10 protein-coding genes are annotated in these 12506 nt (G+C 61.8%); 4 read left to right on the top strand and 6 right to left on the bottom strand.

Going from position 1 to position 12506, the window contains the following annotated elements; translation table 11 throughout:
- Positions 1-101 precede the first annotated feature (101 nt).
- Entirely contained in the window at positions 102-1463 is a 1362-nt protein-coding gene (locus Q1A32_RS08445) for an aminotransferase class III-fold pyridoxal phosphate-dependent enzyme (RefSeq protein WP_299651817.1), read from the bottom strand.
- Positions 1460-2260, bottom strand: a complete 801-nt coding sequence (locus tag Q1A32_RS08440) for an IclR family transcriptional regulator (protein WP_299651815.1) — start codon at positions 2258-2260, stop codon at positions 1460-1462. Before Q1A32_RS08440 ends, Q1A32_RS08445 begins: the two co-directional genes overlap by 4 nt.
- A gap of 89 nt (positions 2261-2349) precedes the next feature.
- On the opposite strand from Q1A32_RS08440, the gene hpaE reads away from it, so the two are divergent.
- Entirely contained in the window at positions 2350-3861 is a 1512-nt protein-coding gene (gene hpaE, locus Q1A32_RS08435) for a 5-carboxymethyl-2-hydroxymuconate semialdehyde dehydrogenase (protein WP_299651813.1), read from the top strand.
- A gap of 56 nt (positions 3862-3917) precedes the next feature.
- Complete coding sequence (locus Q1A32_RS08430) at positions 3918-5315, top strand: pyridoxal-dependent decarboxylase (RefSeq protein WP_299651811.1); 1398 nt, start codon at positions 3918-3920, stop codon at positions 5313-5315.
- Here Q1A32_RS08430 and Q1A32_RS08425 read toward each other — a convergent pair.
- The 4 genes from Q1A32_RS08425 to Q1A32_RS08410 all read right to left on the bottom strand — a co-directional run bounded on the left by Q1A32_RS08425 (position 5312) and on the right by Q1A32_RS08410 (position 9518).
- The gene (locus Q1A32_RS08425) at positions 5312-6274 is read right to left on the bottom strand and encodes a glucokinase (RefSeq protein ID WP_299651809.1); all 963 of its coding nucleotides are present in this window, start codon (positions 6272-6274) and stop codon (positions 5312-5314) included. The two genes, Q1A32_RS08430 and Q1A32_RS08425, sit on opposite strands and share 4 nt — an antisense overlap.
- Positions 6271-7065, bottom strand: coding sequence for an ATP-binding cassette domain-containing protein (locus tag Q1A32_RS08420; RefSeq protein WP_299651807.1), 795 nt, complete (start codon positions 7063-7065; stop codon positions 6271-6273). The genes Q1A32_RS08425 and Q1A32_RS08420 overlap by 4 nt, the downstream gene beginning before the upstream one ends.
- The gene (locus Q1A32_RS08415; protein ID WP_299651805.1) at positions 7062-8387 is read right to left on the bottom strand and encodes a sugar ABC transporter permease; all 1326 of its coding nucleotides are present in this window, start codon (positions 8385-8387) and stop codon (positions 7062-7064) included. Before Q1A32_RS08415 ends, Q1A32_RS08420 begins: the two co-directional genes overlap by 4 nt.
- A 141-nt stretch (positions 8388-8528) precedes the next feature.
- Positions 8529-9518: a substrate-binding domain-containing protein gene (locus Q1A32_RS08410; RefSeq protein WP_299652847.1), complete on the bottom strand. Its 990-nt coding sequence runs from the start codon at positions 9516-9518 to the stop codon at positions 8529-8531.
- A 217-nt stretch (positions 9519-9735) separates the two neighbouring features.
- Between Q1A32_RS08410 and Q1A32_RS08405 the strand changes: the two genes are divergently transcribed.
- Together Q1A32_RS08405 and Q1A32_RS08400 are read left to right on the top strand one after the other, a co-directional pair.
- On the top strand, positions 9736-10938 hold the full coding sequence (locus tag Q1A32_RS08405) for an ROK family transcriptional regulator (protein WP_299651803.1): 1203 nt from the start codon (positions 9736-9738) through the stop codon (positions 10936-10938).
- Entirely contained in the window at positions 10931-12466 is a 1536-nt protein-coding gene (locus tag Q1A32_RS08400; RefSeq protein WP_299651801.1) for a VCBS repeat-containing protein, read from the top strand. Before Q1A32_RS08405 ends, Q1A32_RS08400 begins: the two co-directional genes overlap by 8 nt.
- Positions 12467-12506: the final 40 nt, after the last annotated feature.

Below are 12506 nucleotides of genomic sequence, written 5' to 3'. Positions count from 1 at the left end.
GTCTGGTGCGCAGGCGCTTTTGAAACCCTGCCCTGTCGCGCGGGACCGCAGGGGCCGCACCGCTGTCGCACTTTTCAGTGCGGAGGATGCGGCGCGAGAGGTCACGCCACCTCGGCCATGGCCTTCAGGCCGGTTTCGGTGGCGGAGAGGATTTTCTGCACATGCCCCGCATCGACAACCAAGGGCGGAGAGAAGATGGCGTTGTTGCCCGACACCCGGATCATCACCCCGTCCGCGTAAGCCGCCTTCTGAAACTCCAGTGGCAGGGCCTTGCCCACGGGTGTCTTCTTGCCCCGGTCGCTGACCAACTCGATGGCGCACATCAGCCCTTCACCGCGCACATCACCAATGACATCAAAGCGCTCGGCCAGTGCCTCAAGCCCCGCCTTCAACTCCGGCCCACGGGCGCGGGCATTGTCCCAAGGTTTGATCCGCATGGTTTCTTCAACCGCAGCCACAGCCGCCGCAGCGCCAACCGGATGACCGGAATAGGTGTAGCCGGAGTCGACCGACCCCACGCCGCTTTCATCATCCTCGAAAACCGCTGCCACATGGTCAGCGATCATCACCGCGCCAAAGGGGAAGTACCCGTTCGTGATAGCCTTGGCCGTGCACATCAGGTCCGGCTGCACGCCCCAGTGGCGCGACCCCGTCTCGGTCCCAGCCCGCCCAAACGCCGTAATCACCTCATCCGCGATCAGCAGCACGCCGTGCTTGTCGCAAATGTCGCGCACCATCGGCATGAACGAGGGATGCGGCGGGATCACACCACCTGCCCCCTGCACTGGCTCCATCACAAAGGCGGCGATCGTGTTGGCGCCCTGAAACGCGATTTCGCGCTCCAGCATGCCGGCACTCAGCCGCGCCAGTTCGGCGGGGTCATCCGTGCCAAACGGATTGCGATAGAGATACGGGCCGGGGATGTGAAAACACCCGGCCATCAGCGGCTCGTACGTGTTGCGGAACTTGGCGTTGCCGTTGACCGACGCGCCACCGAAATGCGTTCCGTGGTAGCCCTTGTCGAGGCTGATGAACTTCGTCCGCGCGCCCTCACCCCGGATGCGGTGATACTGGCGCGCCAGCTTCAATGCGATCTCAATACTGTCGGACCCGCCGCTGGTGAAAAAGCTGCGGCTCATCCCATCGGGGCCAAAGAACTCGGCCAGCAGATAGGCCAATTCGATGGCCTTGTCGTTCGATGTGCCCCGGAAGGTCGAGTAGTAGGGCAGCGCCTCCAACTGTGCGGCAATGGCATCCTTCACGGGCTGGCAGGAATAGCCAAGGTTGACGTTCCAAAGCCCGCCCACCGCATCAATGCTGCGGTGCCCATCCACGTCAGTGATAAAAACCCCTTCGCCCCCGGTCAGGATGGTCGGCGGGTTCGCCATGCTGTCTGCAGGATGCGCCATGGGGTGCCAGAACTGGCGTGCATTGTGTTCCTTCAGGAAATTGCTGTCCTTCATGACGCGGCCCTTTCACGGCTTGGGGTCCAGAGGTCGAGGATCTGGGGTGGCACCACACCCCCCATTGCCTCGCTGATGTCTTGCCCATGCTGCATCAGAAGGCGCGCCAGATGCGCTTCGGTCGCTTTGCCGCCGCGCCCGGTGGGATAGGCGATGGAACAGGTGGCAAAGGCGCGCGATGCGCCGTCGAATACGGGGATGGCGACCGATGACACGCCCAAGCGCAAAGCATCGCGGTTGCTGGCAAAACCGCGGCGGCCGATCAGTTTCAGCTCCGCCTCAATCTCCATCCGGTCTGGCGGCGGCGTTCCGGGCAGTCGGGTACGCGGATCGGCCAACGCCAGATCGAGCAGTCCACCAGGGGCAAAGGCCAGATAGGCCTTGCCCGACGCCGTCGCGAACAGGGGCGGCAGACCATACGCGTCAAAGCTGACGCGCACCGGATGGTCGTGGTCTTCGGCGTGATGCACATGGACCAGATCAAAGCCCTGCAGGCGGCTGATATGCACCAACTCCCCGGCCTCGCGGCTGAGGGCGCCAACAACACTGCGCACCATCTCGACCTCGGGCACGGTTCGGGCGCGCATCCCGGCCAGCCGCGTGATCGCAGGACCAAGGCGGTAGGCGCGTGTATACATATCCTGCTCCAGAAACCCGGCCTGTTCGAGGGCGACCAGATGCCGATGCACCGTGGCCTTGTCGCGCCCGGTCAGGCGCTGCGCATCTGACAGACCCAAACTGGGCTGCGCATCCGAGAACAGGTCCAACAGACCCAAAGCCTTGGCGATCGTTGACATGGAAGGCAGCTTGACCCGGTTTAAATCCCCTTGCAATATATTTTTGCGTCTATCGGTTCATATAATGAACCAATCAAGGAACCTGCCTCATGTCTGCGCTTGACGACAACATCGCGAAACTGGCGCCGCATCTGGCCCGGATTGGTGAGACCGGATTCCTCAATCACATCGGTGGCGTCGCACAGCCAGCCGTATCCGGTGCATGGTTCGAGACGACCTCTCCCACCGATGACAGCGTGATCGCGCATGTGGCCCGCGGTGACGCGCACGATGTGGATGCGGCGGCACAAGCTGCCAAAGCGGCGTTTCCTGCATGGCGCGATACACCTGCGACGACGCGCAAGCGCATCCTGCACGCCATCGCAGACGGGATCGAAGCGCGCGCCGAAGAAATTGCGCTGTGCGAATGCTGGGACACAGGCCAGGCGCTGCGCTACATGTCCAAAGCGGCGCTGCGCGGGGCTGAAAACTTCCGTTTCTTTGCGGATCGCGCGCCCTCGGCCCGCGACGGTCAATCACTGCCCTCGCCCAGCCTGATGAACATCACGACCCGTGTGCCCATCGGCCCCGTGGGGATCATCACGCCGTGGAACACCCCATTCATGCTGTCCACATGGAAGATCGCCCCGGCGCTCGCTGCGGGCTGCACGGTGGTCCACAAACCGGCAGAATTGAGCCCGTGGACCGCTCGCATCCTGATGGACATCGCGGAAGAGGCCGGGTTGCCCCCCGGCGTCTGGAACCTTGTGAACGGGATGGGAGAAGAGGCCGGGCGCGCTTTGACGGAGCATCCAGAGATCAAGGCCATCGCCTTTGTCGGGGACAGCAGCACGGGGTCCGCGATCATGGCGCAGGGTGCCGCGACCTTGAAGCGCGTACATTTCGAACTGGGTGGAAAGAACCCGATCATTGTCTTTGACGATGCCGATCTGGAGGCAGCACTCGATGCGACGATCTTCATGATCTACTCTCTGAACGGAGAGCGGTGCACATCCTCGTCGCGCCTGTTGGTGCAGGACACAATTGCGGACGACTTTGAGGTAAAGCTGGCAGCCCGTGCCAAAGCCATCACGGTGGGTCATCCGCTTGATCCTGCCACCGAAGTTGGCCCGCTGATCCACGAGGCGCATAGGGCCAAGGTCATGGCAAGCTTTGAAACGGCAGTCACGGAGGGCGCGGCCATCGCGGCTGGTGGGTGCCGCGTGGGCGATACAGGCCAGTTCGTTGCCCCGACCCTGTTCACCAACGCAACCAACGATATGGTCATCGCGCAGAAAGAAATCTTTGGTCCGGTCCTGACGGCTATCCGGTTCAGCACCGAGGACGAAGCTCTCGCACTCGCAAACGACACGCCCTATGGGCTGACGGGCTACATCTGGACCAATGACATCACGCGTGCCATGCGTTTCAGCGATGGGTTGGAGGCAGGCATGATCTGGGTCAACTCCGCCAATGTGCGCCACCTGCCCACACCCTTTGGCGGCATGAAGGCAAGCGGCATCGGGCGCGATGGCGGGGACTGGTCGTTCGAGTTCTACATGGAACAGAAACACATCGGGATCGGCACAGGCCCCGCGCAAATTCCGCGCCTCGGGGTCTGAATTCACGCTATGACTGGCGGAGGAAACCTCCGCCTTACACCTCAAAGGATACGACCATGAGCTGGGACGATTTCGCAAAACACGCCAAGGATGCCGCCGATTGGGGTGCCAACTACCACAAGACGATCCGCGACCGGCCCGTGCGTGCGCAGACCAAACCGGGTGACATTGCGGCGCAACTGGAGGCCAGTCCGCCCGAGGACGGCACCGATCTCGCCGCCATCATGCAGGATTTCGAGGACATCGTGATGCCCGGCATCACCCACTGGCAGCACCCCCGCTTCTTTGCCTATTTCAACTCCAACGCCGCCCCGGCAAGCGTGTTGGCCGAGTTCCTCGTCTCGATCATCGCGCCGCAATGCATGCTCTGGCAGACCTCTCCGGCGGCGACCGAAATGGAAACGCGGATGATGGATTGGCTGCGGCAAGGGCTTGGCCTGCCGGACAGTTATCAGGGCGTTATTCAGGACAGTGCGTCATCCGCCACCCTTGCAGCCGTGTTGACGATGCGGGAACGGGCGCTAAACTTCCGTGGCAACATTGAAGGGCTGCACGGGCAACCGCACTTGCGCATCTACTGCTCCGATCAGGTGCATTCCTCCATCGACCGGGCCATCTGGGTTGCGGGTATCGGGCAGGACAATCTGGTCAAGATCCGCACCACAGGCGATCTGCGCCACATGGACCCGCTGGACCTTGAGGCCGCCATTGCCGAGGATAAGCAAGCGGGCCGCATCCCCGCAGGGATCATCGCCGCGACCGGGGCCACGGGCATGGGCGCCTGCGACGATCTGGAGGCGGTCGCGGCTGTGGCCGAAGAACATGGCATCTACACTCACCTCGACGCGGCTTGGGCCGGGACGGCGATGATCTGCCCCGAGTTCCGCACGCTCTGGACCGGGGCCCACCGGTTCGACAGCATCGTGTTCAACCCTCACAAATGGCTGGGCGCACAGTTCGACTGCGCCGCACACTTCCTGCGCGACCCGGACCAGCTGCGCCAAACCCTCGCCATCCGGCCCGAATACCTGAAAACCCACGGGGCTGAGGACGTCACCGACTATTCCGAATGGTCGATCCCGCTGGGCCGCCGCTTTCGCGCGCTCAAACTGTGGTTCCTGATGCGGCACTACGGGATGGAGGGGCTGCGGGCGCGTATCCGCAACCACGTGAAATGGTCTCAGGCGCTGTGCGAACGGCTGCGGGCAGAGGGTGATTTCGAGATCGTGACCGAGCCGATCCTGTCACTTTGGACCTTCAAGGTCACGGGTGCATCGGATGATGATACGCAACGGCTGGTCGATGCGATCAACGATGACGGGCGCATATACCTGACGCAAACATTGGTCGACGGGCAGAAGGTGATCCGCTTTCAGGCCGGACAATTCGACTGCGAAGAACGGGACTTTGATACGGCATTCGATACGATCACCGGGATCGCGCGACAGCTCTAAGCGTGCGCAGGCGCGCGGGCCTCGGCGCCCACTTGTGCCAGCAACCGGGCCGTGCAGCCACCCAATGCAACGGTGTCGGACACAAACAGGAACGCCGGGATACGGGCGAACTGCCCGTCAAAACTGCCATCGGCACGCAACGGGGCCAGAACGCGTTCCCGCCGCTCAGGCGCCAACAGGAACTTCGCCAACGAGCCGTTGAAATACAGCCCCGCCCGCGGGAAATAGGAGTACGCCAGCTCGCGCACCATCAGGCCAAAGGCTTCGGTGCACACCTCAAGCGCTTCACGGGCACGGGGGTCATCCGACTTAGCCAGACCTTCGGCACTGTCGACATCCACCCCAATGACATGGGCCAGACGCAACAGACCCACGCCGGAAAACAGGTTCTCCACACTGTCAAAGCGGGATGTATCGGGCATATGCGACTGCAAGATCGACATCACACTGGACGGCAAGCTGGCATGCCCCTGCTCGGCCGTGAAGACCGTGCCGCTTTCCATGTTGACGGCCGATACGTTGAACCCGGTGCCAAGACCGACAACAAGCGCTTGGCCCGCACCGCCCAATTCGGCACCGTCATGCAATGGCTCAACCGCATCCATTGGCACTGTAGGCACAGCCTGCCCCAAAGCCTCAAGATCGTTCATCAAGACCACCCGTTCTGCGCCAAAGGCGGCTGAGAGTGCATTGGCATTGAAGTCCCAATTGCGGTTGGTCAGGCGCGCGTGGTCGCCGGCCACGGGACCGGCAACCGCAATCACGACATGGGACGGCACGGGACGGCCATCCAGGTAGTGCGTGGCCAGATCAAGAAAGCTGCCGAAACTGGCGTTCGGACACCGCACAACCGTGTCTGCAATCACACCGTTGCGATCCACAAACGCCATGCGCGTGTTCGTTCCGCCAACATCGGCGACCAGGCCAATGGCCTGATCCTGCTTTCCTGCGTTGCTCATTCCGACTCGCCCGGTTTCTTGCCCAAAATGATCATTCCGAGCAGGTCATCGTCGGTTACGTCGGCCACGTCAACCGTGCCCACCAGCTTTCCGTTCTTCATCACAGAGGCCCGGTCACACAATTCCATCACATCATGGATATCGTGGCTGATCAGGAAAATGCCGATACCATCGGCCTTGAGCTGCTGGATCAGTTCCGACACCATCTGCGTCTCGTGCGGACCCAGGGCCGCCGTGGGTTCGTCCATGATCAGGATGCGGGCGTTGAAATAGACCGCGCGGGCAATGGCGACGGATTGACGTTGACCACCCGACAGGGCGCTCACCGGGTCCTTGAACTTTTTGAAGTTCGGGTTGAGCCGCGCCATGATCTTGCGCGTCTCGGCCTCCATCGCGTCGTCATCGACAAACCCGACACTCGACACCAATTCGCGTCCCAGAAACAGGTTCGACGCAGCATCAAGGTTATCGGCCAGCGCAAGCGTCTGGTAGATCGTCTCGATGTTGTAGGACCGTGCATCGCGAGGGTTGGTGATGGTCGCCTTTTCCCCGTTCACATAGATCTCGCCCGAGTCCATTCCGTAGGCACCCGACAGGATCTTGATCAGGGTCGACTTGCCCGCCCCGTTGTGGCCCAGCAGGCCCACAACTTCGCCGGGATACAGGTCGACCGACACGTGATCCACAGCGTGGACCCCGCCGAACGAGATGCAGATGTCCCGCATATCGACAAGGGGTGTTCCAGTCCGATCGATTTTGGATTCACGATCAGTGGTGTGATCGATACTCATTTCGAAGCCCTCCGGTAGAGGTTGTCGAGATACACGGCCAGCACGAGGACAGAGCCCACGACGACCTGTTGAATGGCGGCGTCAAAGCCGATCAAGACCATACCCGTTTGCAGCGATTGCATCACGAAGGCACCCAGGATGGCACCATAGATCGTGCCGACCCCACCAGCGAGCGATGTGCCGCCGATGACAGCCGCTGCAATGACGTACAGTTCGTCCAGCGTGCCAAGCGCGTTGGTGGCCGAGCCAAGTCGGGCCGAGGCGACGGAAGCCGAAAGGCCGGTCAGGAAGCCCATGAGGGCAAAGATCTTGACCGTCATCCACTTGGTATTGATGCCCGCCAACGATGCCGCTTCGGGGTTGCCGCCGATGGCATAGACATAGCGACCAAAGCGCGTGCGGCTCATCACCAGTGTCATCACGATGGCAACGGCCAGCAGGATCAGAACCGGAATGGCAAAGCCGTGGCTGATGAACAGCCCGCCTTCGGGAATTTCGATCCCTTCGGCAGCGGCATAGCGACGGACAACGCCGCGCGGCCATGGATAGGCGTTGACCAACAGGACGGCACCAATCACGGCACCCGCTCCAATGGCGGCGATGAACGTGTCCGCCCACATCGGGCGTTGGGCAAAGCCATGCTTCTTGCGCTGCGTACGGCCTGCAAAGACCAGACCGACCACGATGGCTGCCGCGATGATCCCGATGATCCACGACCCCGTCGCGCCCACCGCGCCCTCGGGCGTGCCGCCCAGCAGACGGAAGGTGCTGTCGACCGGAGAGATCGTCTCGCCCCGCGCCACGAGGAAGGCAGCCCCGCGCCAGACCAGCAAACCGCCCAGCGTCACGATGAAGGCTGGGATTTGCATGTAGGCGATCAGGTAGCCGTGGAAGGCACCCACGATTGTTCCGGTGATCAGGCCGACGATGACCGCGATGATCCAGATCGACCAATGTTCCAGCCCTACGATCTGCGGCAAGAACCAGACCTGCGTGACGCCCATGACAATGGCACAAAAGCCCAGCAGCGAGCCGACCGACAGGTCGATGTGGCGGGTCACGATGACCAGCACCATCCCGCACGCCATAATCCCGATGGAGGAGGTCTGAACACTCAGGTTCCAGAGGTTCCGAGGTGTCAGAAACGCGCCGAAGCCGTTGACCAGCGCGCCATACATGTGAAAGCCGACCCAGATCAGGGCCAAGGCGCCGATCATGCCCAGAAGGCGGGTGTCGAGTTCAGTTGCCTGAAGAAAGCGCGCAACCGGCCCTTTCGCGGCAGGGGGCGTTTGTACGCCCGTGTCGTTTGATGTGTCCGTCATCACGTTGTCCCGGATAAAGGGCGCCTGTGACCACAAAGGCAAACCTTCGCAGTGCGCGCACGCTGATGATGTTGTGAAAGTGGGGTTTGGGGGTGGGTCCGGCGACGCAACGCCGCCGGACCCGAATAGTCAGTTAAGGGCTTAGCAGCCGTCAACACCGTCGATGGCACCGGCACAGACCTTGTCTTTGGCAATGTGGCCTGCGTCGATCACGGCGCTGATGTTGTCTTTGGTGATCGGCGTGGGATCGAGGAAGATGGCGTTCATCTCAACACCATTTGCACCACCGGACCACTGTACGGCACCGTCAACATCCGACAGCGATGTACCACCCGCCAGAGCCACGGCAATCTCAGCCGCCTTGGCACCCAGATCCAGCGAGTTCTTCCAGACCGACACGGTCTGCTCACCACGGGCCACACGGTTCAGAGCGGCGTGGTCGCCGTCTTGGCCGCCGACCGGCACATCCAGACCCTGCGCTTGCAGAGCGGCGATTGCACCACCGGCCATGCCGTCATTCTGGGACAGAACCGCGTCGACGTTGTTGTTTGCGGCGGTCAGGATCTGTTCCATGTTCTTCTGCGCATTGTCAGGCTTCCAACCGTCCGAGAACGCTTCGCCCGCGATGGTGATCTCGCCCGCTTCGACCTTGTCGCCGATGACTTCCATCATGCCTTCCAGCAGGAAGCCAGCGTTCGGGTCACCCTTGTCGCCCTTGATGATGGCGTAGTTGCCTGTGGGCTGAGCAGCCATCACGGTTTCGGCGATGATGCGGCCCACGCCCTTGTTGTCAAAGGTCAGGTAAAAGGTGCGGTCGTCTTCGATCAGACGGTCGTAACCCACAACCGGAATGCCTTCGTTGTCGGCCTGATCGATGGCCGGGCCAATGGCGTCCTTGTCCATCGCAAGGATGATCAGCGCGTCGGCGCCTTGCGCGATCAGCGCTTCAACATCCGTAAGCTGTTTGGCGGCAGAGGCCTGCGCGTCAGCCGAAATGTAGTTTGCGCCCAGCTCTTCCAGCTTTGCCTTGATCGCGGCTTCGTCTGTTTTCCAGCGTTCTTCCTGGAAGTTCGACCAGCTTACACCGACCGTCAGATCCTGTGCCTGAGCCAGCATCGGCGAAGAAATCATGGTGGCAGCCGCCAGGGCGCCAAGTAGCGTGCGTCGTTTCATAGGTGTCCTCCCAAAGACATGGCCAGCCGTCATGGTTTTGCGGCGGGTGACTCATTGTTAGCGACTTAAATTCGAAAAGCAAATTAAATTGGACAGCTTTCAAAAAAACAGTCATCATCCCATATACAGGCTGCAGGCCGCGCCGTGCAGCGGGAGGAAAAAAGAGAATAATATCATGGCATTCGGTCATCATAAGGTCGAAAGCAGGCGGCTGCTTTTGCGCGAAATATCGCAACGCGGACCCGTGCCGCGCATTGATCTGGCAGAGCATACAGGCATCAGCAGGGCCACGGTGACGTCCGTGACAGCCGACCTTTTGCGCGGCGGATTGATCGAGGAAGTGCCCCGCGAATCACGCAGCGACGAATCGGCCCGAGGCCGCCCGCGGGTCGATCTGAAGGTGGCAGGATGCGCGCATCTGATCGCCGGATTGAAAGTGTCGGGCACGTCCATTTCGCTGGTGCTGATGGATTTCGAGGGGGTGCACGTGGCCGATCACGAATGCCCGATCCCTACGGGCCGATTGACGCCTGACGCGCTCGCTGCACATATCCGCGACGGATTGGACGCGCTCGCTGCAAGGGCGGGGCGCGTGACCTCTGACATCTCGGGCGTCGGCGTTGGATTGGCCGGTGTGGTCGATGCGGAACATGGGCTGGTCTACTGGTCCCCGTCGCTGGATCAACGCAACGTGCCATTCAGCGAAATATTGCGGGACGTACTGGGCGTCGATGTCTACCTCGACAATGATGCAAACCTTGTGGCGATGGCCGAGCTCGCATTCGGGCTGGGCAAGGATCACTCGGATTTCATCGTGATCACGATTGAAAGTGGTGTGGGCATGGGGATGGTGCTGGGCGGTCAGCTTTATCGCGGCACGCGGGGATGCGGGGCGGAGTTCGGGCACACCAAGGTCCATCTGGACGGTGCCCTGTGCCGCTGCGGGCAACGGGGGTGTCTTGAAGCCTATGTGGCCGACTATGCACTCGTGCGAGAGGCATCGAGCGTCGGCGGCATGAGCCTGACCACGCCCACCAATCAAGCGGTTTCGACCGTCCTGACCGCCGCAAAGGCAGGTGACCCAACCGCCCGCACGGTGGTGGAGCGCGCCGGCAAGATGTTTGCCATGGGGCTTGCCAACCTCGTCAACATCTTCGACCCCGAACTGGTCATTCTGGCAGGCGAACAAATGCAGTTCGACCATCTCTATGCCGACACGGTGATCGAAGAGATGCGCAAGAGCATCGTGGAGATCGACAAGCCCGCGCCGGATGTTGTCGTGCACAAGTGGGACAACCTGATGTGGGCGCGCGGTGCCGCCGCCTATGCGCTGGAGTTTGTGCAGGACACCGCAGTGGAGGCACTGGAAGATGCCTGAGCGTGGCAGATTTTTCCAAAAATCTGACGTAGGGCGGGGCCTCGTCGCGGTGCTCCTCGGTCTGGCGCACCCGGCCGCTGCCGCCGATCCTCGTTTCGTTCCTGTGGACGTGCCGTCCCACGTTTATGACGGCGGGTGGGAGCATTTTGTGGGCGGTGGGTTGGCCGCGTTGGATTGCAATGGCGATGGGCTGACGGACCTTGTGGCCGCAGGCGGCACCAATCCGGCAATGCTGTTGCAGAATACCTCGGCCCCCGGCGGCACGGTTGCCTTTGTCGATGTAACGCCAGAGGCTTTGATCATGACAGGCACAACCGGTGCCTACCCGATCGACATCGACAACGATGGCCTGCTTGATCTGGTCATGCTGCGCGTGGGCCCCGACGTGATCCTGCGTGGCGATGGCGATTGCGGCTTCACCGCCATGCCCTTTCAATTCGGTGATCACTGGTCCACCGCATTCTCGGCCACGTGGGAGGCCGGGCAGACCGCGCCGACCCTCGCCTTCGGGCACTACGTCGACCGCAGCGATCCCGAAGGCCCGTTCGAGGCGTGCGATGTGAACCATCTGTGGCGGCCGGATGGAGCGATCTATACCGTCAGCGATCTGGCCCCGGGTCATTGCGCCTTGTCGATGCTGTTTACGGACTGGTCCCGGATGGGCCGCGCGGATCTGCGGGTGTCGAACGACCGGCACTACTATGTGCGCGAGGGTCAGGAACAGCTTTGGGCCATGGACCCGACCCCACGCCTATTTACAGAAGAGGACGGATGGGAACGCCACATGCTCTGGGGCATGGGCATCGCCGCACGTGATCTGGACCGGGATGGGCGGGACGAGGTGTACCTGTCCTCCATGGGCGATCAGCGTTTGATGAAGCAAGTGGGTGACGGGCCGGGCTTTGTTGATGTGCCGTTTGAGATGGGCACAACCGCGCAACGCCCCTATGTGGGCGGCGACGGACGCCCCTCGACCGGATGGCACATCGCCTTTGGGGATGTGAACAACAACGGCTTCGACGATGCCTTCATCGCAAAGGGCAATGTGCAGCAGATGCCCGGCAACGCGATGGAAGACCCCAACAACCTGCTGATGGGCCAGCCTGACGGCAGCTTTGCCGAAATGGGCGATGTGGCTGGTGTCGCTTCGATGCACCGCAGCCGAGGGGCGGCCTTGGTTGACTTCAACAATGATGGGCTGCTGGATCTGGCCGTTGTGAACCGGCGCGCGCCCTTGGAGGTGTGGCAGAACGCATCTGAGGCCACCGGCAATTGGGTCTCTGTATCCGTGACGCAGCAGGGCGTGAACACGCAAGCCGTGGGCGATTGGATAGAGGTGGATGATGGCCGGACGGTGCAGGCGCGCGAGATCGTCGTGGGCGGCGGGCATGCAGGGGGTGTCGCAGGGCCGCAGCACTTTGGTGTAGGTGCGACAGACAAGGTTTCGGTTCGCGTGCGCGGGCCACATGGATCGTGGGGCGACTGGCAAAAGGTCGATGTGAACACGGCTCTGTCCATCGAGCGGTAATCCAATAGACGCTGCGCGACGCGATTCGTTTCATCGAATG

It is taken from the genome of uncultured Tateyamaria sp. (assembly GCF_947503415.1).
Classification (GTDB): domain Bacteria; phylum Pseudomonadota; class Alphaproteobacteria; order Rhodobacterales; family Rhodobacteraceae; genus Tateyamaria.
This window is presented reverse-complemented; position numbering and strand designations above follow the sequence as displayed.

Bases quoted from the DNA above. Each gene is read 5' to 3' on its own strand.
- Q1A32_RS08445 (WP_299651817.1), bottom strand. From the start codon at position 1,463: ATGAAGGACAGCAATTTCCTGAAGGAACACAATGCACGCCAGTTCTGG.
- Q1A32_RS08440 (WP_299651815.1), bottom strand. From the start codon at position 2,260: ATGTCAACGATCGCCAAGGCTTTGGGTCTGTTGGACCTGTTCTCGGAT.
- hpaE (WP_299651813.1), top strand. From the start codon at position 2,350: ATGTCTGCGCTTGACGACAACATCGCGAAACTGGCGCCGCATCTGGCC.
- Q1A32_RS08430 (WP_299651811.1), top strand. From the start codon at position 3,918: ATGAGCTGGGACGATTTCGCAAAACACGCCAAGGATGCCGCCGATTGG.
- Q1A32_RS08425 (WP_299651809.1), bottom strand. From the start codon at position 6,274: ATGAGCAACGCAGGAAAGCAGGATCAGGCCATTGGCCTGGTCGCCGAT.
- Q1A32_RS08420 (WP_299651807.1), bottom strand. From the start codon at position 7,065: ATGAGTATCGATCACACCACTGATCGTGAATCCAAAATCGATCGGACT.
- Q1A32_RS08415 (WP_299651805.1), bottom strand. From the start codon at position 8,387: ATGACGGACACATCAAACGACACGGGCGTACAAACGCCCCCTGCCGCG.
- Q1A32_RS08410 (WP_299652847.1), bottom strand. From the start codon at position 9,518: ATGATTTCTTCGCCGATGCTGGCTCAGGCACAGGATCTGACGGTCGGT.
- Q1A32_RS08405 (WP_299651803.1), top strand. From the start codon at position 9,736: ATGGCATTCGGTCATCATAAGGTCGAAAGCAGGCGGCTGCTTTTGCGC.
- Q1A32_RS08400 (WP_299651801.1), top strand. From the start codon at position 10,931: ATGCCTGAGCGTGGCAGATTTTTCCAAAAATCTGACGTAGGGCGGGGC.